Genomic DNA, 24,230 nt, shown 5'->3' with positions numbered 1-24,230 from the left:
TGCAGTAACTGTTTGGATCAGACCGCGACGACCGGAACATCTCCGGCTTGCTCGAATTGTGTCCGGTGCAGTTCCTCGTACCGCCCACCAGCGGCAAGCAGCTCGGTGTGCGTGCCTTGCTCGACGATCTCCCCCGCCTCGATCACCAGGATCTGATCGGCCGCCCGGATCGTGGAGAGCCGGTGCGCGATCACCACCGCCGTCCGCCCGTCGAGCGCCTCCGCCAGAGCAGCCTGCACGGCGGCCTCCGACGTCGAGTCCAGCGCCGCAGTCGCCTCATCCAGAATCACGACCCGCGGCTGCGCCAGCAGCAACCGAGCAATCGTCAACCGCTGCCGCTCACCGCCGGAGAACCGGTAGCCCCGCTCACCGACGACCGTCTCCAGTTGGTCCGGCAACGCGTGGATCAAGTCGTAGAGCCGGGCCCGGCGCAACGCCTCCCACAGGTCGTCCTCGGACGCCTCGGGATTGGCGAGCAGCAGGTTCTCCCGGAGAGTGTCGTGGAACAGGTGCCCGTCCTGCGTCACCATCCCGAGCGTGTCTCGCAGGGACTCCGCCGTCAGGTCACGCACGTCCACTCCACCGAGCTTCACCGACCCCGAGTCCACGTCGTACAACCGGGGGATCAGCTGGGCGATCGTCGACTTGCCGGCGCCGGACGATCCGACCAGCGCCACCATCTGTCCCGGCTCGGCCCGGAACGACACTTCATGCAGTACTTCCTCGCCACCCCGTGTATCCAGCTTCGCCACCTCTTCCAGCGAAGCCAGCGACACCTTGTCCGCTGACGGATAAGCGAACCGCACCTTGGAGAACTCCACCGACACCGGCCCGGCGGGCACCACACCGGCATCCGGCTTGTCCTTGATCAACGGCTCGAGATCCAGCACCTCGAAGACCCGCTCGAAGCTGACCAGAGCGGTCATCACCTCGAGCCGCGCACTCGCCAGCGCGGTCAAGGGGGAGTAGAGCCGGGTCAGCAGCAAGGCCATCGCCACCACGTCACCGGCGTCGAGCTGATTGCGCAGCGCATAGAACCCGCCCAGCCCGTAGACGACCGCCAGCGCAAGCGCCGAGACCAGCGTCAACGAGGTCACGAACACCCACTGCACCATCGCGGTCCGTACGCCGATGTCCCGCACCCGCCGCGCCCGTACGGCGAACTCGTGCGACTCCCGGGCCGGCCGCCCGAACAGCTTGACCAGCGTCGCCCCCGGCGCCGAGAACCGCTCGGTCATCTGCGTGCTCATCGTCGCGTTGTAGTCGGCCGCCTCGCGTTGCAGCCCCGCCAGCCGCGCCCCGATCCGGCGCGCCGGAATGACGAAGACCGGCAGGATGACCAGCGCCAGCAAAGTGATCTGCCACGAGACCCCGAGCATCACGACCAGCGTCAGCACCAAGGTCACCAGATTGCTGACCACGCCGGACAGCGTGTCGCTGAACGCGCGCTGCGCCCCGATCACGTCGTTGTTGAGCCGCGACACCAGGGCACCTGTCCGGGTCCGGGTGAAGAAGGCGATCGGCATCTTCTGGATGTGGTCGAAGACAGCCGTCCGCAGGTCGAGGATCAGTCCCTCGCCGATGCCGGCCGACAACCACCTGGTCAGCAGCCCGACGCCCGCCTCGGCGACCGCGATCAGCGCGATCAGGATCGCCAGCCGTAGTACCAGACCGAACTCCTTGCCGCCGACGATCGCGTTGACGACCTTGCCGGCGAGCACCGGAGTGGCCACCGCGAGGATCGCCGCGCCGATGCTCAGCACCAGGAACAGGATCAGTTGCCGCCGGTGCGGGCGGGCGAAGGCGAGGATCCGCTTCAGCGTCACCTTGGAGAACGGACGTTTCTCGTCCTGGGCGTGCATGGCGTGGTACATCGAGTTCCACGCGGTCATTTCCATACTCACGGTGTGGCTCCGGTGTCGAGGACTTGAGAAGGACGATGATCCTCCCGACCACCGACAGTTTCGAACCGTAGAACCTCAACATTGCTAGAGGTCAAGCTCCCCGCCCCTGTAGATCCAGTATGCCGTACGAAAATACCTGGCCGAGTCTAACCATCCGGCACAAGGCGTCGACACCGGATTAATGCAGTTGTGAGTGAGTGCTCACTCAGTTAGTGTCGATCGGGTGAGTCCACGAGCAACCCCGTTGCCCCCCGACGAGCGCCGCGCGGCCATCGTCGCGGCGACCATGCCCTTGCTGGAGAAGTACGGCGTCGATGTCAGCACCCGGCAGATCGCCGAGGCGGCCGGCGTCGCGGAAGGCACGATCTTCCGCGCCTTCGGCAGCAAGGACGCGCTCATCGACGCCACCTTCAAGACCGCGTTCGACGTCGAGCCGTTCCTGGCGGAGCTGGCCGGGGTCGACCGGCTGCTGCCGCTGCGGGAGCGGATGATCGCCGCCGTCGAGATCTCGCAGAGCCGGCTGAGCAAGGTCTTCAAGCTCTTCATGGCGATGCGGATGCACCAACGGCCGGACTGGAAGGGCGCGCCCGAGGAGCGGGACAAGGCGCGCGCCGACGGTCTGCGCGCCGACGCCGCCTTCGCCGACCTGCTGAAACCCGACGCCGACCAGTTGCGGCTGACGCCCGACGAGGTCGTCCACCGGCTGCGGCTGATGACGTTCGCCGCCACCCACCCACTGATTTCGGACGGTCGGACCATGACCGCCGAGGAGATCGTCGACTTCGCGCTCGACGGTGTCCGCATCCACGAACCCGGGGACCGCTGATGCTACTTCGCCTGTTGCGTACGCACTTACGGCCGTACGCCGGCAACCTGTCCATGGTGGTCGTCCTGCAGTTGATCGGGACGGTCGCCTCTCTCTACCTGCCCAGCCTGAACGGCAAGATCATCGACAACGGGGTCGCCAAGGGCGATACCGGCTACATCGTCCGCAACGGCGGCTGGATGCTGGGCATCAGCCTGGCGCAGATCATCTGTACGGTCGCGGCCGTCTACTTCGGCGCGAAGACGGCCGCCCTGTTCGGCCGTGACGTCCGCGCGGCGGTGTTCCACCGGGTCGGCGAGTTCTCGGCCCGTGAGGTCAACCAGTTCGGTGCGCCGACGCTGATCTCGCGGAGTACGAACGACGTCACCCAGGTACAGATGCTGGTCGTTACGACCTGCACGATGCTGGTCGCGGCGCCGATCACGATGATCGGCGGCATCTTCATGGCGGTCCGCGAGGACGCCGGCCTGTCCTGGCTGGTGGCCGTCGCCGTCCCCTTGCTGGCGGCGTCGATCGGGCTGATCGCCAGCCGGATGGTGCCGCAGTTCCGCAAGATGCAGGTCAACATCGACTCGGTCAACCGGGTGCTGCGCGAGCAGATCTCCGGCATCCGGGTGGTCCGGGCCTTCGTCCGCGAGCCGCACGAGACGCAGCGCTTCGGCGAGGCCAACACCAACGTCACCAACACCGCCATCTCGGCCGGCCGGCTGATGGCGCTGGTCTTCCCGGTCGTGATGCTGATCCTGAACATGTCCACCGTCGCGGTGCTCTGGTTCGGCGCGTCCCGGGTGGAGAGCGGCGCGATGCTGGTCGGTCAGCTGACCGCGTTCATCAGCTACCTGATCCAGATCCTGTTCTCGGTGATGATGGCGACCTTCGTGCTGATCATGGTGCCGCGCGCCGCCGTCTGCGCGGACCGGATCACCGAAGTACTGGACACTGAGTCCTCGGTCCGCCCACCGGTCACGCCGATCAAGAACTTCATCGGCCACGGCGAGCTGGTCTTCGACGACGCGACCTTCCAGTACCCGGGCGCGGCCGAGCCCGTACTACGAGACGTCACCTTCACCGCGTCGCCGGGCCAGACGACGGCCATCATCGGCAGCACCGGTGCGGGCAAGACGACTCTGCTCTCGCTGGTACCGCGCCTGTTCGACGCCACTGACGGGCGGGTGCTGGTCGACGGCATCGACGTCCGCGACATCGAGCCCGAGGCGCTGTGGGAGCGGATCGGACTGGTCCCGCAACGTCCGTACCTGTTCTCCGGCACCGTCGCGAGCAACCTGCGCTACGGCAACCCCGACGCCACCGACGAGGAGCTCTGGGAGGCGCTGGAGATCGCCCAGGGCAAGGACTTCGTCGAGTCGATGGCCCTCGGCCTCGAGGCGCCGATCTCGCAGGGCGGGACGAACGTGTCCGGTGGTCAGCGGCAGCGGCTGGCGATCGCCCGGGCGCTCGTCCGCAAGCCCGAGATCTACCTGTTCGACGACTCGTTCTCGGCGCTCGACCTGTCCACCGACGCCCGGCTCCGGGCCGCGCTGCGACCGGTCACCGCCGAGGCGTGCGTGGTGATCGTCGCGCAGCGGGTGTCCACGATCATCGACGCCGATCAGATCGTCGTGCTCGAGGACGGCGCGATCGTCGGCAAGGGCAGCCATCAGGAACTACTCCAGACTTGTCCGACGTACGTCGAGATCGTGGAGTCCCAGCGGTCCGCGGAGGAAGCAGCATGACCGATCAGACCGTGGTAGAGACCCCCGGCGAGGACCAGCCGGCCGAGACGGTCAAGGCGACCGAGCGCCCGACGACCGGGCGCGCCTTCGGACCTCCCGGCGGCATCCCGGGGGACAAGTCGATGAACTTCGTCCCGTCCGCCAAGCGGCTGCTCCGGCGGCTGCGGCCGCACCGGCTGCAGGTGGGCGGGGTGATCCTGCTGGCGATCGCCAGCGTCGGGCTGTCGGTGATCGGGCCGAAGATCCTCGGTCGCGCCACCGACATCATCTTCGCCGGCGCGATCGGCAAGCTGCTGCCCAAGGAGCAGACCAAGCAACAGCTGATCGACCAGCTCCGCGCCTCCGGCGACAACCGGAAGGCCGACCTGCTCGGCGGGATCGACCTGATCCCCGGCGTCGGGATCGACTTCGATGCCCTGCGCAACGTGTTGATGCTGGTGCTGGCCCTGTACGTCGGCTCGTTCCTGCTGTCGTGGATGCAGGGCTTCATCCTGAACGGCGTGGTCCAGCGGACCGTGTTCGAGCTGCGCTCCGAGGTGGAGGACAAGCTCAACCGGCTGCCGCTGAGCTACTTCGACGGCGCGCCCCGCGGTGAGCTGCTGAGCCGGGTCACCAACGACATCGACAACATCTCGACCAGCCTGCAGCAGACGCTGAGCCAGTTGCTCACCTCACTGCTGACGGTGATCGGCGTGATCACGCTGATGTTCGTGATCTCGCCGGTACTGGCCCTGATCGCGCTCGTCACGGTGCCGATCTCGATGATCCTGACCGCTGTCATCGCGAAGCGTTCACAGGGCCGGTTCGTCGCCCAGTGGCGGCACACCGGCGCGCTGAACGGCCAGATCGAGGAAGCCTTCACCGGCCACGAGCTGGTCAAGGTGTTCGGCCGGCAGAAGGAGATCGAGGCGAGCTTCGCGCAGAAGAACGAGGAGCTGTACCAGGCCTCGTTCGGGGCGCAGTTCATCTCCGGCCTGATCATGCCGACGATGATGTTCATCGGGAACCTGAACTACGTGGTGATCGCGGTGCTCGGCGGGCTGCGGGTCGCCAACGGCTCGATGTCGCTGGGCGACGTCCAGGCGTTCATCCAGTACTCCCGTCAGTTCACCCAGCCGCTCACCCAGGTGGCGTCGATGGCGAACCTGCTGCAGTCCGGCGTCGCGTCGGCCGAGCGGGTGTTCGAAGTACTGGACGCCGTGGAGCAGGTGCCGGAGGACAAGGTTCCGGCCAAGCTGAACGACTCGCATGGCCGGGTCGAGTTCGAGCACGTGTCGTTCTCGTACTCCGCGGACAAGCCGCTGATCACCGACCTGAGCCTGGTCGCCGAACCGGGCCAGACCGTCGCGATCGTCGGCCCGACCGGCGCCGGCAAGACCACACTGGTCAACCTGATCATGCGGTTCTACGAGCTGAACGGCGGCCGGATCACGCTCGACGGCGTCGACATCACCGAGCTGACCCGGCACGACCTGCGCCGGCGGATCGGGATGGTGCTGCAGGACACCTGGCTGTTCGGCGGCACGATCCGGGACAACATCCTGTACGGCAACCTGAACGCGACCGAGGAGGACATGCTCGCCGCCGCCAAGGCGACGTACGTCGACCGCTTCGTGCACAGCCTGCCGGACGGCTACGACACGGTCATCGACGAGGAAGGCAGCAACGTCAGCGCCGGAGAGAAGCAGCTCCTCACCATCGCCCGCGCCTTCCTGTCCGACCCGCAACTGCTCATCCTCGACGAGGCCACCAGCTCGGTCGACACCCGCACGGAGGTCCTGGTCCAACGCGCCATGGCCGCCCTGCGCTCCGACCGCACCAGCTTCGTGATCGCCCACCGCCTCTCCACCATCCGCGACGCGGACCTGATCCTGGTGATGGAGAACGGCTCCATCGTCGAACAAGGCACCCACGCCCAGCTCCTGGCCGTCGACGGCGCCTACGCCCGCCTCTACAACGCCCAGTTCAGCGGCGCGGTCGCCAAACTCGACGACGAACTGGCCGCCATCCCGGCCCCGGTCCCCGCCGGCCCCCCGGCCCGCTGGGACGAAGACGAAACCGAGGAGAACTTCACACCCTGACCGAGCCTGGCCTTTCTGGGCGGGGATGCCGGCTCGGCGTCCCCGCCCAGGGCGGCCGGCCCTGTGGATAACTCCCGACGCGGTGTCGCCATCCATGAGGTACTTGAGGCATGGCGATGGAACCCGGGGAATCCACCTCCGACCGCGGCGACCTGGCAGCCCGCCGCGTCGCCGCGAAGCTGGGCATAGTCGATGACGGCGACATCCAAACCCTGCGTGACGCCTACAACGTTGCGTACGATCTTCCGGCGGCCCTGATCGTCAGGGTCGCCGACGACATGCTGGCCGATCTACGGTCAGACATCGGCTCCCGGCGTACCGACCGGGTTGTCGCTCTCGGGCGAGACGGGCACAGTCTCGCGATCGCCATGGCACGCCTCGACGGACGCTTCTTCCGGCGACACTGCTCGAACATCGTCGTGTCGCGCGCGTTGGTGGAGAACGCGCTGCAGGATCTCGAGCATCACCTCGGGCGGGAGTTTCCGCAGGTCCAGGGCTTTCGGCGGGTCGCCTCCCGGGTCGATCCGGCGGACACGGTCGGTGGCTTGCGAGTGCTGAGCGACTACCTGCAGCGGCATCGGATTCCGGTGGGCCGGCCGGACAGCCGGGTCACCGTGTTCGACACCAGTTTCAAGGGCACCGTGCAAGAGTTGCTCTCGGCAACGTATCCGGAGACGACCTTCAACGGCAGGTACGCGTTTCTGGGGGAGTCGCCGCATGATCCGCATCCGGGCAGCAAGAAGGGCTACGAGGTGCATCTGAGCGCGGCGCAGACGCGGCAGGGTAAACCGTTCTACGTGTTGCCGGCGGACGAGTCGAAGACTTTCGCGCATCAGCTTGCGATCAACAGCATCGAGGAGCAGTTCGACGGCCCGATGACCAGTCCGGTGCGGATCGGCGCAGGAGGGCCCGCGCAGACGGGGCAACGCAACGCTCCCGAGCTACTCACGGGCTTGAGTCGAGGACGCATCTCTGCGCGGCTTCAGGGATTGCGGGTACGGGAGGGCGTGAAGGTGGTGAACCTCCTGGCGGTCGCCGGCCGTGCGCAGGATGCTGCCTCGGCTCGGGACGCGGGCCGGGAGTACCGCCCTCGCCTGGAGCACGACGCGCTCCGGTACCGTGCCGAGATCAGGGCATGGATCAGCGGCGGCGAGACCGATCCGCGGCTGAAGGAGTTTCTCGACTCGTTCGTCCGTCGCGGCGACAAGCAGCATGCCGAGCTGCTGCAGCGGACGCTGGACAGTGTGCGGGCGCCGGCCGCCGATGGCGCCGCGATCTGGGCCGCCTACGACCGCTGTGGCAGCGACGATGACAAGCGGGTCTTCGTACAGAATGTTCTCAGCTCAGCACAACCACGCGGAGGTATGGATGGGCGGCAGCCGGAGCGACCGGGGTCCGGGCGGCGAGTGGATGGCGCTCGCGGGGCTGGGCGAGAGCTTTGAGGAGTTCGGTGAGGTCGCCGACGCGCTGATCGAGGGCGGGCCTCCGCCCGCGGTAGGGCCGGCAGCCATCTCGCGCGCGCCGATGATCATCGATACCGATGCCGGCGGCGATCCGGATGACGCGGTGGCGTTGGTGGCCGCGGCCCGGAGGGTGCCGGAGTTGAAGCTGGTGATCACTAGTGACGAGTTCGGTGGAGAGCGGGCTCGGTTTGTCAGGCATCTGCTCGATGTGGTGGGGCGGGCGGATGTGAAGGTGGTCGCCGGATCGGATCTGGGGAACAGCCGGTTGTACTTCGTGGATGGGTTGTTTCCGCCGGATGTGCCGAAGCAGGACGGCTCGGTGGTCGCAGCGGTGGCTGAGGTCTGTGACGCCACGGCGGGGCCGATTCGATGGGTTGGAATGGGGCCGTTGTCGAACCTGGCGACGCTGCAGGCGGAGCGGCCGGAGCTGGTTGCTCGCCTGGTGGTGACGCAGATGGGTGGGGCGATCGTCTACCGGGATCCATCGCGGGCCGAGCACAACTTCCGGGTCGACGTGGGCGCGGTGGTTCGGATGCTGCCGGTCCTCGAGCCTTGGCAGCCGACATTTGTCGTGTCCGACGTGACGTTCAATCCGGCGATCGAGATCACCCCGGAGACCACGATCTACCAGCGCTGGACGGATCTGGACGCACCACTGTGGGCGCGGATCCTGCGAGCGCATTCCGATCGCTGGATGGAGCGGTACCCGGGATCGATGCAGCACGACGGCCTGACGCTCGCAGCCGCGATGCTCTGGCCAGGTATCCGCTTCGCCCGCGAGCGAGTCACCCTCGACGAGATCGGCCGGATGAGCCGAAGCGAGCCGGGTACCGAGATCACCATGTCAACCAGCGTCGACTACCCGGCATTCATGAACTGGCTCGACGCCGCATTACACGCCCCGGGCTAGGCGGCGTACTGCCAGTTCGGCCAGGAGGGCGGCGGCGTCGGGGAGGACGGAGTCGTCGAAGTCGGCCAAGGGGGAGTGGTTGTCGGCTGCCGTTTCGGGGTCGGGGGCGGCGCAGGCGCTGAGGTTGACGTAGGCGCCGGGGACCTCGTTGAGGACGTAGGACATGTCTTCGGCGCCGCACTCGGCGTGGGCGCGTTCGCGGAAGCGGTCGTGGCCGAACAGGTCGACGATCGCCTGGCGGGCGAAGACGTACTCCGCTTCGTCGTTGACGGTGACCGGGTAGCCGACGCGGTAGTTCGCCTCGACGGTCAAGCCGTGGGCCGCGGCGATGTGCTCGACCAGCCGGACGCTCGACTCCTGGACCTTCGCCTGCGCCTCGACCGAGAAGCTGCGGATGGTCGCGTCGAAGAACGCATCGTCGGGAATGATGTTCTCCTTGGTGCCGCCGGCGATCTTGCCGACCGTCAGCACGATCGGGTCGAACACGTCGAACTGCCGGGTCACCATCGTCTGCAGCGCGCCGACGATCTCGCACAGCACCGGGATCGGGTCCTTGCCGCGATAAGGCTCCGAGCCGTGCGCACCGGCGCCGACCACGCGCACACTCAGCTGATCAGCGGCCGCCATCAACGGCCCCGCCTTGCTGTTCCACACGCCAAGCGGGTCGCCCGCCGACTGGACATGCAGGCAGTACGCCGAATCGACGCGCCGCCCGGCCGCCTCCAGCAGGCCCTCGCGGATCATGATCGGTGCCCCGCCCGTGGTCTCCTCACCCGGCTGGAACATGAAGATGACATCGCCGGCCAACTCGGAGCGCAGCTCGTGCAGGATCTTCACCGCGCCCACCAGACCAGCCACGTGCAGGTCGTGGCCGCAGGCGTGCATCAACCCGGCATGCGTCGACTTGAACGGCACGTCCACCCGCTCCGTCACGGGCAGCGCGTCCATGTCGCCACGCAGCAGCACGACAGGACCGGGGCCGGCGCCACCTCGTAGTACGGCGGTGACCGAGGACAGCTCCTTGCCCAGTGTGATCTCCAGGTCGAGACCCTCGAGCGCCTGCAGGATCAGGCCCTGGGTCTTGGGGAGATCGAGGTCGTACTCCGGCACCTGGTGCAGAGCACGACGCAAGTCGATGATGCTCTCGCCGTACTTCCCGGCGAGCTCGACCGTGCGACTCATGCCTTCGGCCCGAGGTTGAGCGCGGACATCACGCGCTGGGCGCTGCCGCCGAGCTCGAGCAGTTCGACCAGGTCGAGCCACTTCTCCGGGTCGTGCACCTGCGTCGGCATCGTCGCGTCGAAGGTGCCCACCGGTGCGTCCTTGGCGACCGCTACGACCTTCGGCGCGACGTCGAGGTAGTCGCTCGCGTCGAGGATCTTGCGCTTGACGCCCGGCGCCATCGGCGTACTCGGGTCGGCCGCGGCCAGCCGGATCGCGGCGAGGTCCCCGTACGCCGTGACCAGCGACGCGGCCGTCTTCTCGCCGACCCCCTTGACGCCGGGCAGCCCGTCGGACGCGTCCCCACGGAGGGTCGCGTAGTCGGCGTACCGGTTGGCGGGGATCTCGTACTTCGCGAGCAGCGCCTTCTCGTCGTACACGTCCGCCCGGCCGACCCCCTTCGCCGCGGTGTAGATGATCCGGATCCCGCGCGAGTCGTCGATCAACTGGAACAGGTCGCGGTCGCCGGTGACGACGTCGACCGGCATCGTCGCCTGGTGCGAGAGCGTCCCGATCACGTCGTCGGCCTCATGGTCGGGCGCGCCGACGATGGCGATGCCGAGCGCGTCGAGGCAGGCGCGGATGTACGGCACCTGCACCTCGAGCCGGTCCGGCACGTCCTCGACCTGCACCCCGCCCGTGGCGACGAACTCGACCCGCTGCGCCTTGTACGACGGAATCAGCGCGACCCGCCACGACGGCCGCCAGTTGTCGTCCCAGCACGCGACCAGATGGGTCGGCCGATGGTTGTCCACCAGCCGCGCGATGAAGTCGAGCAGCCCGCGGATCGCGTTGGTCGGCGTACCGTCCGCGGCCTTCATCGTGTCCGGCACCCCGAAGAACGCACGGAAGTACAGGGACGCCGTATCCAGCAACATCAACCTCTCAGCCATGCCGCCGATGCTTTCACATCCCGGGCCCGCTCCGGGCCGGCGCTGGGCGCCTGCTGCTGGGGAACGGTTTCTCAGAGTAAGGTCTGCGCATGGAGGACCTGGATCGCAAGATTGTCGCGTTGCTCGCTTCTGATGGGCGGATGAGCTTCACCGACCTGGGGAAGGCGACCGGGTTGTCGACGTCGGCGGTGCATCAGCGGGTCAAGCGGCTGGAGCAGCGCGGCATCATCTTGGGGTATGCGGCAACCATCGACCACACCGCGCTCGATCTGCCGTTGACCGCGCTGATCTCGATCCGGCCGATCGACCCATCCCAGCCGGACGACTCGCCGGAGCGGCTGCGGGAGGTTCCGGAGATCGAGTCCTGCTACTCGGTGGCCGGCGACTCCAGCTACATCCTGATCGTCCGGGTCGCGACGCCGTACGCGCTGGAGCAGTTGCTGGCCGTCATCCGGGCCCGCGCGAACGTCTCCACCACGACGACGATCGTGCTCAGCACGCCGTACGAGCGCCGCCCACCCGCGCTCTAGTCCTTCTGTGCGAACAGCGACAGGTACTGCCGGCCCGGCTTGTCCCCAGGCTCGACCAGTTCGGCGGTGATCGCGAACCCGGCGTCCCGGACCACCTCGACAAGCCGGTCCACAGGCTGGATGAACGACTCGTACGAGACCGGAATGCCGCCGTAGCCCTCGGTCGGCTTGCGGTGTTCCTCCACGCCCGCGTGGCTCCCGATGAGCAACCGGCCGCCCGGCGACAGGATCCGGTGGAATCCGGCGAAGACGCCAGGCAGCTCTGCAGGCGGCAGATGATGGATCGAATACCACGCGATCAACCCCCGCAACGAGCCGTCATCCAGCTCGAGCGACGTCATCGACCCCACGTCGAACTGCAGCGACGGGTACGCCGTACGCGCGATCTCCACCATCCGCGGCGACAGATCGATCCCGCTGATGTCCACCCCGAGCGACGCCAGATAGCTCGTGATGTGGCCCGGCCCGCACCCGATCTCCGCCACCGGCCCATCGACCAGCTCCGCGAACGCCCCGAGCATCGCCCGCATCATCGGCAGCCCTTCGAGCTTGCCCGCGATGAACTCCGCGTAGTTCTCGGCGACAGCGTCGTACGACGCCCTGGTGGCGGCAAGAAGATCGGTCACGCCGTGAGGCTAACCACCCAAGGGGCTAGTCCGCCTCTCGCTGGTGCTCGGTGCCGGTGTCGAAGAAGGTGTCGAGGTAGGGCTCGGGGGCGAGTGGGCTGCTGCGGATCAGGGAGTAGACCTCGGTGCCTTGCAAGATCTGGGTGACGTCGTCGCCCAGGTAGAAGCACTGGGCCAGGCCGAGGTAGGCCCAGTCGGTGTCCTCGATGTAGTCGAGGGCCTCGTTCTCGGCCAGTGCGATCGCCGCGTCGAAGTCGTCCGCGCGCCAGAGCGTGATCCGCTCCTCGTACGGCCCCTCGTCCGGCCCCGTCCCCGCCGGTATGCCGTTCAGCTGGAAGATGCAGCGAACGCTGTACCACCCCATCGAACCCACCCCCAATTCCCCTGTCCGACGACACTAGCGCCTCCGCCCCATTCCCTGCCGGGAATTGCCGCGCAGATCGCCGCGCCGAAGGATTGCGGGCATGACCGAGACGATGAAGAGCTACCACGTGACCGCGGGCCAGGGGATCGGCGAACTCGAGACCAGGCAGCGGCCCATACCTGAGCCCGGCCCCGGCGAGGTGCTGGTCCGGATGCGGGCCGGCGCGCTCAGCCTGCGTGAACTGAAGGTCCTCGAAAACGACTACCCGCTGCCGATCACGCCCGGCGTCGTCGCCGGCTGCGAAGGTGTCGGCGAGGTCGTCGCGCTCGGCGATGGGGTCCGCCGCGTCAAGGTCGGCGCACGCGTCGCGGCCTCCGTCTTCCCGCAGTGGATCGACGGCCCGTTCCAGTTCGAGTACGCCGCCCAGCTCGGCTCATCCCTCGACGGCGTCTTCACCGAGTACGCCGTACTGCCCGAATCCGGCGTCGTCCCGATCCCCGAGCACCTCTCGTACGACGAAGCCGCCGCCCTCCCGCTGATCGGCCTGACCGCCTGGAACGCGTTGACGGGCGGCCAGGGCCTTCGAGCAGGGGAGACCGTACTGACCCTCGGCACCGGCGCCGTCAGCCTCCTCGCCATCCAGCTCGCGAAGCTGGCGGGCGCAGACGTTTTCGCCACCTCGTCCAGCCCGGCGAAGACCGACCGCCTGAAGGCCCTCGGCGCGAACGCCGTCGTCGACTACAGCAAGAACCCGAACTGGTCCGAAGAGGTCCGGGCCCTCACCGGCCAGCGCGGCGTCGACCACGTGATCGACGTCGCGGGCGTCCTCGACCAGTCCGTCAGGGCAGTCGCCCAAGGCGGCGAGGTCACCCTGGTCGGCGCCAGCCAAGGCAAGGCCGCCAACGCGGAACCGTTGTCAGCAGCAACGATCTTCCGCTCGGGCGCCACCCTCCGCCCGATGGCGGTAGGCAGCCGCCGCCAGCACCTCGAGCTCAACCGCGCCGTCGAGTCCACCGCGATGCGCCCACTCATCGACCGAGTCTTCACCTTCGACGACCTCCCCGAAGCCCTCCAGTACTACCGCACCGGCACCCCCTTCGGCCGAGTCATCATCAGCCACAACTGACCCGCCCCCGGGCGATCATTGAGCGGAGGCGCGACACACTCCACACCGTGCCGGACAGGTACGGGGCATGACGAATCCTTCCCGCGGTCCCGATCGAGAGGCCCGGTTCACCGCGCTGTACGAGGCGGCCTACGCGGACCTGATCCGGTTCGCCCGGCGGCGGGCGCATCCCACGCACGCCGACGACATCGTCGCGGAGGCGTTCCTGGTCGCCTGGCGCCGGCTGGACGACGTACCGGACGGAACGCTGGATGCCCGCGCGTGGCTGTTCGGGATCGTCCGGCACACGATGCTGAACGCCCGCCGCGGCGCCGAACGTCAGCAAGCACTCGCCGTACGACTGGCCGAGACGACCGTGGCACCACCAGGCGGCGATGCCGATCTCGTAGCCGCCCAGCTCGACCTCAAGACCGCCTGGAACCAGCTCTCGGCCGTCCACCAGGAGGCGCTCGCGCTGTCCGTCCTGGAGGACCTGGCCGCGCCTCAAGCGGCAGTGGTCCTCGGCATCTCGCCGGTGGCCTTCCGGCTACGCCTCAGCCGCGCCCGGCGTGCTTTGCGCCTTCAGCTCGGCCACCTCCCGCGAACAGCTCCCGCCGCCGCGGGGATCCCCGAAGGGCAGACCTCATGAGCCGCATCGACGAACTGGCCGTCCTGAAGACCCTCGACCCGGCCGCCGGAGACGTAGACCTGTACTGCCCGCGTGCGCTGACCGACCTCGAGCGCATCCTCGCCACTGATCCCACGCTGAAAACAAGTAAAGGAAGGAAGAAGGGGTGGCGGAGTCGCAGGCGGCTGGGCGCGGCCATCGGCGTCGTTGCTGCGACGACGGCGATCGCTTTCGTCGTGCCGTCGCTGGTTGGCGGCGATCAGGCGATCGCCAACTGGACTGCCGACCCAACCACCCTCTCGGCGGAGGACACCGCGAGGGCTGCGGCGACCTGCCGCACCAAGATGGTCGAGAGCGGTGCCCGGTACGGCGGAATGGATGCGGACGAGCAGGCCGCCCTGTCGGCGGCGACCGTCGCGATCTCGGAGCGGCGCGGGCCTTGGTCCCTGGTGGTACTGACCGGTCGTAGCGGGGTGAACGCCCTCTGCATCGATGACCGGATCGAGCCTGGTTCGCGGTGGTTCATGGGTTCCTCCGGTTCGGTCACGGAATACCCCGGCCGTCGTGAACTCCAGGTCAACAGTTTCGGGACCAGCTTCTTGGACGGAAGAGTGTTGTCGCTCATCGACGGCCTCGCCGGACGCGACGTCGTCGGGGTCTCCTACAACAGCCGGACCCACGGAAAGGTGAAGGGGACAGTGGCTGGGGGCCGTTTCGTGCTGTGGTTGCCCGGCAAGGACATGGAGCATGCCATCGACGTCGGCGTACTGCTGCAGGTGACCTACCGGGACGGCAGTACGGCCACCGTGAAGCTGCCCTGAGGGTGCCCTTCCGCTGGTGCCGTCATCCCCTGTGGAACGGCACCAGCGGAAAGCCGAGGGTCAGTTGATCTGGAGGAGTTTCTGGGCCTCGGCGGCCTCACGGGACGCGGCGGCCTGCTTCTCGGCCTGGGCGAGCGAGTCGCCCGCGTGCTGCTTCCACCAGTCCTGGCCCTCGACGGGGAGCGTGTCGATCGGGTCGTAGTACTCGTAGGTGCGGTTCAACGCCTCCGGGTCCTGCTGCTCGATCCCGGTGCGGTAGTTCTTCTTCCAGTACGAGATGCCGCGGACCTCGTCGTACTCCGACAACTGGTGCACCCAGCGCTTACCGACGTACGGGACGTCGCAGACGATGCGGGGAGTCGCGAAGCCGGGCAGGTAGCCGAGGATCCCGTGCTGCAGGTGCTGGGCATCCTTGACGGAGACCCGCCAGTGCTCGGAGAACGGGATCATGTCGCACATGTAGAAGTAGTACGGCGTGATGGTCGCGCCGTCGAGGAGTGCGAAGCACAGGTCGAGCAACTGCGGCACGGAGTCGTTGACCCCGCGCATGAGCACGCCCTGGTTGCGGACGTCACGCAGACCGGCCTCGAACATCGCCTTGGTCGCCTCGGCCACCAGCGGCGTCACCGACTGGGCAGCGTTCACGTGGGTGTGCATCGCGATCATCACGCCGCGCTTGCGGCCCAGCTGGGCGACCCGCTCGACGCCGGCCCGGACGTCGTCCGACAGCCAGTGCTGCGGCATCCCCATCAGCGCCTTGGTGGCGAGCCGGATGTCGCGGATGTTCTCGATCTCCAGCAGGCTGGTCAGGAACGACTCCAGCCGCGGCCAGGGCATGTTCGCCACGTCGCCGCCCGACACCACGACGTCGCGGACGCCGGGGGAGCGGCGCAGGTAGTCGAGCATGTCGTCCAGCCGCTGCTGCGGCTTGATGGTGAACTTCAGCTTCTCGATCACCGGGGTCGAGTTCCCGACCAGGTCCATCCGCGTGCAGTGGCCGCAGTACTGCGGGCACGTCGGCAGGATCTCCGCCAGAACCTTGGTCGGGTACCGGTGGGTCAACCCCTCCGTGGCCCACATCTCGTGCTCATGCAGTGAGTCCCTCGTCGCGTGCGGGTGGGACGGCCAGTCAGCGCGGCGGTCGCTGAACATCGGCAGCATGTAGCGGCGAACCGGATCGGCGTAGAACGCCTCGGTGTAGTCGTGCCCGGCGGCAGCGCCGGCCGGAACGATCGTGTTGAGCATCTGCGGCGGCAGCAGCATCGACATCGTCGCGCGCTCGGCCTGGTCGCGGCTCAGGTCCTCGTAGGCGCGCTCCTCGAGCAGGTCGCCCATCACGTCACGCAACTGCTTCACGTTCTTCACGCAGTGCGAGCGCTGCCACTGCACCGAGCGCCACTCCTCGGCGGTGGTGTCCTTGAAGCCCGGCATCCGGGTCCAGTCAGGCTCGATCAGGTCGGCCCGACGGTACGCGTACGGCTGCCCGTTCTGTTCGGCAACAGCAAGCTCCGGGCTGATCAAATCGGTCACGAGTCCTCCTGGGGGCTCAACGACGGTGTCGGTCTCATGTGAGGATAGCGATAGAACTTATGGTAGATCCATTAGAACACCGCAAGATTTCCCTTGAAGGAGCGCTCGTGCCGGATACTACTGCCTCCCCGGTCGGTCTGCACCGGGTCCTGGAGCCGCTCGGCGTGCTGCCGCAGGCTGCGCAGCGACTCGATTCGCGGGCGGAGATCTGGCCGGACGAGGTGCGGATCTCGGTCGAGCGGCTGAACCTGGACGCCGCGTCGTACCGGCAGCTGGCCGGGGCGCACGACGGCGACGGTGAGGCGGTCAAGCAGTCCGTACTGCGGATCGTCGCCGAGCGCGGCAAGATGCAGAACCCGGTCACCGGCTCGGGCGGCATGCTCGTCGGCACCGTCGACGAGGTCGGCCCGGAGTCGCCGCTCGGTGTCGCCAAGGGTGACCGGGTCGCCACCCTCGTGTCGCTGACGCTGACCCCGTTGCAGATCACCGACGGGCTGGCGGACTGGGACGGTCGCAGCGAGCAGGTGCCGGCCAAGGGGCACGCGATTCTCTTCGCCCGGTCGATCGTCGCGAAGCTCCCGGACGATCTGGTTCCGGAGCTCTCGCTGGCGGTCATGGACGTCTGTGGAGCACCCGCGCTGACCGCTCGCGTGGTGCGCTCATATGTCGACAAAGGCATAAAGCCTGTCGTGTCAGTAATTGGCGGCGCAGGTAAGTCGGGCTCGCTCTCGCTGGCCGCTGCCCGCGATGCCGGCGCCGCCCGGACGATCGGCATCGTCCCGTTCCAGGCCGAGGCCGGCAAGCTCGAGAAGGCCGGCCTGGCCGACGCCGTCGCCCTTGCTGATGCCCGTGACCCGGTAGCTCTCTTGAAGGCTGTCGAACAAGCCGGCGGACCCGCTGACGTGACGGTCGTCTGTGTCGACGTGCCGGGGTGCGAGCACGGTGCCGTGCTGTCGACGAAGGCCGGTGGGACCGTCATCTTCTTCTCGATGGCGACCTCCTTCTCCGCCGCCGCGCTCGGCGCTGAGGGACTGGCGGCCGACGTGACGATGCTGGTCGGCAACGGGTACGTTCCCGGCCACGCGGAGTACGCGCTGACGCTGTTGCGGGACGAGCCGGGTGTCCGTGAATTGTTCGAGGGCAGGCTGGCGGAGGATTAACCCCGTGCGCACACTTCTGACGAACGGTTCCGTCTACTCACCCGCCGATCCCCACGCCACCGCGATCGCCTTCGACGACGGTGTCGTCACCTGGCTCGGCGACGACATCAGCGCCGCCTCCTACGCGAACGGCGCCGATGAGGTCATCGACCTGCAGGGCAAACTCGTCGCGCCCGCGTTCGTCGACGCGCACATCCACACCGCGCAGACCGGCGCCCTGCTCACCGGCCTCGACCTCACCGGTACGGCGAACCTCGCCGCAGCCCTCGACCGCCTCGCCACCTTCGCCGCCGACCTCGGACCGGACGCCGTCATCGACGGCTCCGGCTGGGACGAGACGAAGTGGCCCGAGCACCGCCCGCCGACCTCCGAAGAACTGGACCGCGCCGCCGGCGGCCGGCGCGTCTACCTCTCGAGAGTCGACGGCCACTCCGGCGTCATCTCGTCCTCCCTCGCCGCAGCGGTTCCGAACCTGAAGAACCAGGCCGGCTACGACGCCACCGGCCGAGTGGAACGCGACGCCCATCACGACGTCCGCGACGCCTTGAGCGAGCTGGTCGGTCCCGAGCAACGCCTCGCCGATTCGCGCGCAGCAGTCAAGGCAATGGCCGAGCGCGGCGTCGGCGCCTTCCACGAGATGGCCGCCCCGCACATCGGCCCTCTGTGGGAGCTGCCGCTCGTCCGCCAGGCCGCCGGCGAATTGGGGCTCTCGGCAACCTTGTACTGGGGCGAGCCCGGCGTCTTCGACAACGTCACCACGTACGGCCTGGCCGGTTTGGCGGGCGACCTCAACGCCGACGGTGCCCTCGGCTCGCGCACGGCCGCGTTGCGTGCGCCGTACGAGGACCTGGCCGATCATCGCGGCCACGCCTATCTCACCGCCGAGCAGATCGCCGAGCACGTGATCGCCTGCACCGAGAAGAACATCCAGGCAGGCTTCCACTGCATCGGCGACCTGGCGCTCGACAACATCGCGCGCGGCTTCGAGTTGGCTGCCGAGAAGGTCGGCGTCCAGGCACTCGTGGCCGCACGGCACCGGCTCGAACACGTCGAGATGGTCGACGACGCGGCCATCGCCACCCTCGCCCGCTGCGGAGTCGTCGCCAGCGTCCAGCCGATGTTCGATCGCCTCTGGGGCGGACCGAGCGACATGTACGCCGAACGCGTGGGCGACCGTTGGTCGGGCATGAACCCATTCGGTTCGCTGGCCCGCTCGGGCGTAGTACTGGCGTTCGGATCCGACTCGCCCGTGACCGAGGTCGGCCCCTGGGAAGCGGTGCGGGCAGCCGCCTTCCACCACGAGCCCGGCCAGCGAATCACCGTCCGAGCCGCCTTCGCCGCTCACACCCGAGGCGGCTGGCGAGCGGCGGGCATCGACGACGCCGGCGTACTCGCACCGGGAACCGCAGCGACCTATGCGGTCTGGGAGAGCGACGCCGACCTGGTTGTGCAGACCCCGGACGACCGGGTTGCCGCGTGGTCGACCGACCCGCGCGCCGGCGTACCGGTTCTGCCGGACTTGAGTGATGAGGCACCCGTACCGACCTGCCGGCGGACCGTAGTAGGCGGTCGTGTCGTGTATGAATCCGAAGGATGGTCATCGTGACCCGTGCAGTGAAGAAGCTCGACCTCGACCCGGTCACCGTGCGCAAAGCACGGAGCCTGGCCCGCAAGGCCGGGCGGCCGATCGTCAACATCGCCAAGCAGCACACGACGGTCTCCGTCGAGCGAGCCGTACTACGCCTGGCCGGCCTGGCCGGAGCCGACACCGAGGGCATCCCGTGGGTGAACCGGCTCGCCGACACTGTCCGGGCCGACGTCGGCCTGGAGCATGGACTCGCGTTGCCGGTCTGGGACGCGTTGCTCCGCGGCGAGGCGGAGGACCTGTCCGTCCTGGCGCAGAAGGCTGCATCCGGGTCGGTGACCTTCCGGTTGCCCGAGGGACGCGACGCCGTACGAGCGCGTGCCGCATCGCGGAAGGCAGCGGCCGCGGGGCTCAAGCTGGTCGACGGGCGGCGGCGTGAGCGCGACCGGTTGATCAAGAAGCACGGCGACCCGGAGCAGCGGCCCTGGATCTACCTGATCGTCGCCACCGGCGACATCTACGAGGACATCCCGCAGGCACAGGCGGCCGCCCGGGCCGGCGCGGACATCATCGCGGTCATCCGCTCGACCGGACAGTCCCTGCTCGACTACGTCCCTGAAGGTGCGACCCGCGAGGGCTTCGCCGGTACGTATGCGACGCAGGAGAACTTCCGCCTGATGCGGGCGGCGCTGGACGAGTCGTCGAGAGAGCTCGGACGCTACATCCGGCTGACCAACTACGCGTCCGGCCTGTGCATGCCGGAGATCGCGACGCTGGCCGGTCTGCAGCGGCTGGACATGATGCTGAACGACTCGATGTACGGCATCCTCTTCCGCGACATCAACCCGATCCGGACCTTCGTGGACCAGCGGTTCAGCCGCCAGATCCACGCCCGCGCAGGGATCATCATCAACACCGGCGAGGACAACTACCTGACCACCGCCGACGCGGTCGACGCCGCGCACACCGTGACGGTGTCGCAGCTGCTGAACGAGTACTTCGCCAAGGAGGCAGGTCTCGAGGACTGGCAGCTCGGGCTCGGCCACGCCTTCGAGATCACGCCCGAGATCCCCGACTCCTTCCGCCTCGAGCTCGCACACGCGATGCTCGCCCGGCAACTGTTCCCGGACGCGCCGCTGAAGTGGATGCCGCCGACCCGGCATATGACCGGCGACGTCTTCCGCGGCTACCTGCTGGACGGCTTCTTCAACCTGGTCGGCGCGATGACCGGCCAGGGCATCCTGCTGGTCGGCATGATGACCGAGGCGGTCGTCACTCCGTGGATCTCCGACCGTGACCTCGCCCTGCAGAACGTCCGCTACGTCTTGGGTGCCGCAGGCAACCTTCACGAGGACTTCCACCCGTCCCCGAACGGCTTCATCGCTCAACGCGCGCGCCAGGTCCTGGGGGAGTCGGTCGAACTGCTGGAACGGATCGTCGACGACGGCCTGCTGAACGCGATCGGCGACGGCACCTTCGGCCTGATGAAGCGCCCGCAGGACGCCGGCCGTGGCCTCGACGGCGTCGCCCGCCGGTCGAGCGAGTACTACAACCCAGCGATCGAGCTCCTCGAGGAGGCACAGTGAGCATCATCCGGCCGTACGGAGACACCACCGGCGACGGGATGGTGCAGATGTCGTTCACGCTGCCGATCCCGCACGACAAGCGCGCCGAGGGCGCGGCGATCCAGCTCGCCAACAAGATGGGGATGGATCCCGCGCTGGTCGTGCACGCCAAGCCGATGGGACCGGACTTCACCTTCTTCGTCGTGTACGGACCGGTGAACCACCTCGTCGACACCGACAAGGTCGAGGTGATCGAGCGCGACTACCCGCTGCTGACGCCGAAGGACGCGAACCTGGCGATCCGCAAGGGCCTGCGCCGCCGGCTGACCGTCGTGGGCGCCTGCATCGGCACCGACGCGCACACCGTCGGCATCGACGCGATCATGAACATCAAGGGATTCGCGGGGGAGAAGGGCCTGGAGTACTACCGGGAGCTGAAGGTGGTCAACCTCGGCGCCCAGGTCGCCGTACCGGAGCTGGTCCGTCGCGCCAAGGCGGAGAAGGCCGACGCGATCCTGGTCTCGCAGGTCGTCACCCAGCGGGAGGCGCACGTGCTCAACACCAAGGAGATGTCGGCCGCCTTCCGCGAGGCGTACGCCGAGGACGCCCGGCCCGTATTGGTTGCCGGTGGCCCCCGTTTCACCGAGGCGATGGCGCCGGAGCTCGGCGTCGACCGGGTCTTCGGCCGCGGTACCACTCCTGGCGAGGTCGCCAGCTATCTCGTCGATGCGCTCGTCACCCGTCGCAAGCACGCAACCGTTCGGAGAAGTGCATGACCAAGGCAACTATCGGCCTGACCGCCACCCACCGCCGCTACGTGCCGTACAGCCACGCGCACTACGCCGGCAACCTGGTGGACGGCGCCTATGTCCTCGGCCTGTTCGGCGATGTCGCGACCGAGGTGTGCATCCAGGCCGACGGAGATGAAGGACTTTTCGCTTCCTACTCGGACGTGCAGTTCCTGCAGCCGTTGCGGGCCGGCGACGTTGTGGAGGTGAAGGCAACGATCTCCCGGGTCGGCAACCGCAGCCGCGAGCTGGAGTTCGTCGCCACCGTGGTGTGCCGTGGCCGCACGGATCTGTCGGAGTCGGCGGCCGAAGTACTGGCCGAGCCGCTTGTGATCACACGCGCAACCGGGACCGTCGTCGTACCGGTCGCGTGACGATTAGTTGCCCTGGGTAACGATCACGTGGAGTGCTGAGACGGCTCTGTAACGTGACATCGGTGGCGGCTGCTCGTTTGTCCTGTCAGGGCAGCCAAATGTGTTACAACGACTTCAAGTCAGCGCCGGAAAGGTTGACACATCGGCGGCGAACGAGCATCGTTTTGGGAGTCGTCACCACCCGTTTTTTCAACGGTTCAAAGAAGTTCGGCCACCGGATGATCCCGCGACGCTGACCAGGCCAGTGCCAGGCTTGAGTCGACGGGGGCTGAGATCGCTGGTGGTTAGCCCCCCGCGGGGCAGAGGTGGAAGAGGCTCGGCGCCCAGTAGACAACAACCGGGTGGCTCGCATCCAGCGGGTCGACGGTTGGTCCGAAGGAGCGCCGAGCCTCTTTCCTTTTTCTCCCCGTTCCGGCCCGCGACGGTCTCGGATCGGCCTGCGTACCTGTCCCGGCTACTGACCGGATATATCTGCGCCCACCGGACGTTGTACGGTCGTCCGACCGGTGGCAGCCGGATGGTGAGGCGAAGGGGCGTGGTTGTGGAGCGGCTGAGGGCATTGGTGCGCATCTTGCCGAGGGTGGCCGTCGCGGTCGGCGCGGGCGCGCTGCTCGGGCTGGCCTATCAGCCGCACGACCATCCGTGGCTGGCGATCGCCGCCGTCCCGCTACTGCTCGCGATGCTCAACGGCGTCTCGATGAAGGGCGGCTTCCTGGTCGGCGCCGGCTTCGGCATCACGTACTACGCCGTACTGGTGCCGTGGCTGACCGTGATCGGTGGCGACGCCGCGATCGCGCTGGCCATCCTCGAAGGACTCTTCTACGGAGTCTTCGGGGCGCTCGCGAGCCAGACGCTGAAGCACAAGCTCTGGATCCTCTGGGTGCCGAGCCTGTGGGTCGCCACCGAGTATGCAACCGGCTCCGTCCCGTTCGGCGGCTTCCCGTGGGGCCGGCTGGCCTGGGCCTTCGCCGACTCCCCACTGGGCAGGCTCGCCTCCCTGGTCGGGATCGCCGGCCTGAGCTTCGTCATCGCCTTGCTGGGCGTTCTCGTGTACGCCGTACTCCGTCGCCGCAGCGCCCTGAGCCTGCGCGCCGTCAGCCTCGTCGCCGGGATCGCGATCGTCGGCCTCAGCGGGCTCGTCACGCTCTCGACCGAGGGCAACGGCAAGACCGTCACCGCCGCGATGATCCAGGGCAACGTGCCGGGCAAGGGACTGGAGTTCCTCGGCCGGGCCAGGACCGTCACCAAGAACCACATGAACGCGACCCTCGACCTGGAGAAGCAGGTGGAGGCCGGCTCGCAGGTCAAGCCCGACCTGGTGATCTGGCCGGAGAACTCGACCGACATCGATCCGTACAAGGACTTCGAGACCAAGCAGGACATCGAGGCGGCCGTGCAAGCGGTCAAGGTGCCGATCCTGGTCGGCGCGGTGACCGAGGGCCCCGGCCCGAACGAGCGCCAGACCACCGGCATCGTCTGGGACCCGGCGACCGGACCGGGTCAGCGGTACGCGAAGCGCCACCCGGTGCCGTTCGGTGAGTACATCCCGTTCCGCGACCAGCTGCTGCCCTACATCAAGCGGCTCGAGATGATCGGCCGGCAGACCATCCCCGGCGTCGGTCCCGGGCTGATGCCGATCAAGGGCGTCATGTACGGCGACCTGATCTGCTTCGAGCTCGCCTACGACAACGTGGTGTCGGACGTGGCCAAGGGCGGCGCGCAGATCCTGATCGTGCAGACCAACAACGCGACCTACGGCGACACCGGGCAGCCGGAGCAGCAGTTCGCGATCACCCGGATGCGCGCGATCGAGACCGGCCGGACCGTGCTGATCGCCTCGACCAGCGGCATCTCGGGCGTGATCAACCCCGACGGCAAGGTCGAGCACAAGTCGGGTCAGTTCGTCCCGGACGTGTACGTGGCGAAGGTTCCGGTCCGCGACCAGAAGACGCTGGCCACCACGCTGGGCGGCTGGCCGCAGTGGATCTTGACCGGCCTGGGCATCCTTGGAGCAGTACTGGCGTTGCTGGCCCGGCGCAAGCCACGCACCGAGGACCCCGGCAACCCGCCCACCACGACCCCAGACCGTGAGACTGTTCCCGTCTAAGTGCCGAGAGGTTCAG

Annotated in this window: 21 protein-coding genes; 15 read left to right on the top strand and 6 right to left on the bottom strand. The window is 67.9% G+C overall.

Features of this window, described 5'->3' with window-relative positions; genetic code table 11:
* Nucleotides 1-17: 17 nt before the first annotated feature.
* The gene (locus ABD116_RS19840; RefSeq protein ID WP_343973073.1) at nt 18-1,892 is read right to left on the bottom strand and encodes an ABC transporter ATP-binding protein; all 1,875 of its coding nucleotides are present in this window, start codon (nt 1,890-1,892) and stop codon (nt 18-20) included.
* Nucleotides 1,893-2,127: 235 nt separating this feature from the next.
* On the opposite strand from ABD116_RS19840, the gene ABD116_RS19835 reads away from it, so the two are divergent.
* The 5 genes from ABD116_RS19835 to ABD116_RS19815 all read left to right on the top strand — a co-directional run bounded on the left by ABD116_RS19835 (nt 2,128) and on the right by ABD116_RS19815 (nt 8,917).
* Entirely contained in the window at nt 2,128-2,730 is a 603-nt protein-coding gene (locus tag ABD116_RS19835) for a TetR/AcrR family transcriptional regulator (protein WP_343971981.1), read from the top strand.
* Nucleotides 2,730-4,463, top strand: coding sequence for an ABC transporter ATP-binding protein (locus ABD116_RS19830; protein WP_343971978.1), 1,734 nt, complete (start codon nt 2,730-2,732; stop codon nt 4,461-4,463). Before ABD116_RS19835 ends, ABD116_RS19830 begins: the two co-directional genes overlap by 1 nt.
* Entirely contained in the window at nt 4,460-6,544 is a 2,085-nt protein-coding gene (locus ABD116_RS19825; protein WP_343971975.1) for an ABC transporter ATP-binding protein, read from the top strand. The genes ABD116_RS19830 and ABD116_RS19825 overlap by 4 nt, the downstream gene beginning before the upstream one ends.
* 110 nt (nt 6,545-6,654) lie before the next feature.
* Nucleotides 6,655-7,986 carry a hypothetical protein gene (locus ABD116_RS19820; protein WP_343971972.1) on the top strand — a complete coding sequence of 444 codons (1,332 nt, stop codon included), beginning with the start codon at nt 6,655-6,657 and terminating at the stop codon, nt 7,984-7,986.
* Entirely contained in the window at nt 7,913-8,917 is a 1,005-nt protein-coding gene (locus ABD116_RS19815; protein ID WP_343971969.1) for a nucleoside hydrolase, read from the top strand. Before ABD116_RS19820 ends, ABD116_RS19815 begins: the two co-directional genes overlap by 74 nt.
* Here ABD116_RS19815 and ABD116_RS19810 read toward each other — a convergent pair.
* Nucleotides 8,900-10,099, bottom strand: coding sequence for a M20 metallopeptidase family protein (locus ABD116_RS19810; RefSeq protein ID WP_343971966.1), 1,200 nt, complete (start codon nt 10,097-10,099; stop codon nt 8,900-8,902). The genes ABD116_RS19815 and ABD116_RS19810 overlap by 18 nt on opposite strands.
* Nucleotides 10,096-11,016 carry a 5'-3' exonuclease gene (locus ABD116_RS19805; protein WP_343973070.1) on the bottom strand — a complete coding sequence of 307 codons (921 nt, stop codon included), beginning with the start codon at nt 11,014-11,016 and terminating at the stop codon, nt 10,096-10,098. Before ABD116_RS19805 ends, ABD116_RS19810 begins: the two co-directional genes overlap by 4 nt.
* Nucleotides 11,017-11,120: 104 nt before the next feature.
* Between ABD116_RS19805 and ABD116_RS19800 the strand changes: the two genes are divergently transcribed.
* Nucleotides 11,121-11,561 (top strand): Lrp/AsnC family transcriptional regulator, encoded by a 441-nt coding sequence (locus ABD116_RS19800; protein ID WP_343971963.1) that lies wholly within the window; start codon nt 11,121-11,123, stop codon nt 11,559-11,561.
* Here the strand turns inward: ABD116_RS19800 and ABD116_RS19795 are convergent.
* Together ABD116_RS19795 and ABD116_RS19790 are read right to left on the bottom strand one after the other, a co-directional pair.
* Complete coding sequence (locus ABD116_RS19795) at nt 11,558-12,187, bottom strand: class I SAM-dependent DNA methyltransferase (protein WP_343971960.1); 630 nt, start codon at nt 12,185-12,187, stop codon at nt 11,558-11,560. The two genes, ABD116_RS19800 and ABD116_RS19795, sit on opposite strands and share 4 nt — an antisense overlap.
* A gap of 25 nt (nt 12,188-12,212) precedes the next feature.
* The gene (locus ABD116_RS19790) at nt 12,213-12,551 is read right to left on the bottom strand and encodes a hypothetical protein (RefSeq protein ID WP_343971958.1); all 339 of its coding nucleotides are present in this window, start codon (nt 12,549-12,551) and stop codon (nt 12,213-12,215) included.
* 100 nt (nt 12,552-12,651) lie between these two features.
* Here ABD116_RS19790 and ABD116_RS19785 point away from each other — a divergent pair, with 100 nt between their 5' ends.
* The 3 genes from ABD116_RS19785 (at nt 12,652) to ABD116_RS19775 (ending at nt 15,105) form a co-directional block, all read left to right on the top strand.
* Nucleotides 12,652-13,677: a zinc-dependent alcohol dehydrogenase family protein gene (locus ABD116_RS19785; protein WP_343971956.1), complete on the top strand. Its 1,026-nt coding sequence runs from the start codon at nt 12,652-12,654 to the stop codon at nt 13,675-13,677.
* A 67-nt stretch (nt 13,678-13,744) separates the two neighbouring features.
* Nucleotides 13,745-14,305, top strand: a complete 561-nt coding sequence (locus ABD116_RS19780) for an RNA polymerase sigma factor (RefSeq protein ID WP_343971954.1) — start codon at nt 13,745-13,747, stop codon at nt 14,303-14,305.
* Entirely contained in the window at nt 14,302-15,105 is an 804-nt protein-coding gene (locus ABD116_RS19775) for a hypothetical protein (RefSeq protein WP_343971952.1), read from the top strand. Before ABD116_RS19780 ends, ABD116_RS19775 begins: the two co-directional genes overlap by 4 nt.
* Before the next feature lie 60 nt (nt 15,106-15,165).
* On the opposite strand, the gene ABD116_RS19770 is transcribed toward ABD116_RS19775, so the two are convergent.
* Entirely contained in the window at nt 15,166-16,635 is a 1,470-nt protein-coding gene (locus ABD116_RS19770; RefSeq protein WP_343971949.1) for a KamA family radical SAM protein, read from the bottom strand.
* Between the two features lie 107 nt (nt 16,636-16,742).
* Here ABD116_RS19770 and kdd point away from each other — a divergent pair, with 107 nt between their 5' ends.
* The 6 genes from kdd (at nt 16,743) to lnt (ending at nt 24,214) form a co-directional block, all read left to right on the top strand.
* Nucleotides 16,743-17,795, top strand: a complete 1,053-nt coding sequence (gene kdd, locus ABD116_RS19765) for an L-erythro-3,5-diaminohexanoate dehydrogenase (protein ID WP_343971946.1) — start codon at nt 16,743-16,745, stop codon at nt 17,793-17,795.
* Between the two features lie 4 nt (nt 17,796-17,799).
* Nucleotides 17,800-19,401: an amidohydrolase gene (locus ABD116_RS19760; protein ID WP_343971943.1), complete on the top strand. Its 1,602-nt coding sequence runs from the start codon at nt 17,800-17,802 to the stop codon at nt 19,399-19,401.
* Nucleotides 19,398-20,966 carry a lysine 5,6-aminomutase subunit alpha gene (gene kamD, locus ABD116_RS19755; protein WP_425552105.1) on the top strand — a complete coding sequence of 523 codons (1,569 nt, stop codon included), beginning with the start codon at nt 19,398-19,400 and terminating at the stop codon, nt 20,964-20,966. Before ABD116_RS19760 ends, kamD begins: the two co-directional genes overlap by 4 nt.
* Entirely contained in the window at nt 20,963-21,721 is a 759-nt protein-coding gene (kamE, locus tag ABD116_RS19750) for a lysine 5,6-aminomutase subunit beta (protein ID WP_343971937.1), read from the top strand. The genes kamD and kamE overlap by 4 nt, the downstream gene beginning before the upstream one ends.
* Nucleotides 21,718-22,107 carry a 3-aminobutyryl-CoA ammonia lyase gene (kal, locus tag ABD116_RS19745; protein WP_343971934.1) on the top strand — a complete coding sequence of 130 codons (390 nt, stop codon included), beginning with the start codon at nt 21,718-21,720 and terminating at the stop codon, nt 22,105-22,107. The genes kamE and kal overlap by 4 nt, the downstream gene beginning before the upstream one ends.
* A 541-nt stretch (nt 22,108-22,648) precedes the next feature.
* Nucleotides 22,649-24,214, top strand: coding sequence for an apolipoprotein N-acyltransferase (lnt, locus tag ABD116_RS19740; RefSeq protein ID WP_343971931.1), 1,566 nt, complete (start codon nt 22,649-22,651; stop codon nt 24,212-24,214).
* Nucleotides 24,215-24,230: the final 16 nt, after the last annotated feature.

The organism is Kribbella koreensis, assembly GCF_039525325.1.
Lineage (GTDB): Bacteria > Actinomycetota > Actinomycetes > Propionibacteriales > Kribbellaceae > Kribbella > Kribbella koreensis.
The sequence above is the reverse complement of the archived record's forward strand: the minus strand, read 5'-3'. Positions and strand labels throughout refer to the sequence as shown.

Excerpts from the sequence above, each read along its gene's own strand:
- ABD116_RS19840 (WP_343973073.1), bottom strand. The coding sequence starts at position 1,892 with ATGACCGCGTGGAACTCGATGTACCACGCCATGCACGCCCAGGACGAG.
- ABD116_RS19830 (WP_343971978.1), top strand. The coding sequence starts at position 2,730 with ATGCTACTTCGCCTGTTGCGTACGCACTTACGGCCGTACGCCGGCAAC.
- ABD116_RS19825 (WP_343971975.1), top strand. The coding sequence starts at position 4,460 with ATGACCGATCAGACCGTGGTAGAGACCCCCGGCGAGGACCAGCCGGCC.
- ABD116_RS19820 (WP_343971972.1), top strand. The coding sequence starts at position 6,655 with ATGGCGATGGAACCCGGGGAATCCACCTCCGACCGCGGCGACCTGGCA.
- ABD116_RS19815 (WP_343971969.1), top strand. The coding sequence starts at position 7,913 with ATGGGCGGCAGCCGGAGCGACCGGGGTCCGGGCGGCGAGTGGATGGCG.
- ABD116_RS19810 (WP_343971966.1), bottom strand. The coding sequence starts at position 10,099 with ATGAGTCGCACGGTCGAGCTCGCCGGGAAGTACGGCGAGAGCATCATC.
- ABD116_RS19805 (WP_343973070.1), bottom strand. The coding sequence starts at position 11,016 with ATGTTGCTGGATACGGCGTCCCTGTACTTCCGTGCGTTCTTCGGGGTG.
- ABD116_RS19800 (WP_343971963.1), top strand. The coding sequence starts at position 11,121 with ATGGAGGACCTGGATCGCAAGATTGTCGCGTTGCTCGCTTCTGATGGG.
- ABD116_RS19790 (WP_343971958.1), bottom strand. The coding sequence starts at position 12,551 with ATGGGGTGGTACAGCGTTCGCTGCATCTTCCAGCTGAACGGCATACCG.
- ABD116_RS19785 (WP_343971956.1), top strand. The coding sequence starts at position 12,652 with ATGACCGAGACGATGAAGAGCTACCACGTGACCGCGGGCCAGGGGATC.
- ABD116_RS19780 (WP_343971954.1), top strand. The coding sequence starts at position 13,745 with ATGACGAATCCTTCCCGCGGTCCCGATCGAGAGGCCCGGTTCACCGCG.
- ABD116_RS19775 (WP_343971952.1), top strand. The coding sequence starts at position 14,302 with ATGAGCCGCATCGACGAACTGGCCGTCCTGAAGACCCTCGACCCGGCC.
- kal (WP_343971934.1), top strand. The coding sequence starts at position 21,718 with ATGACCAAGGCAACTATCGGCCTGACCGCCACCCACCGCCGCTACGTG.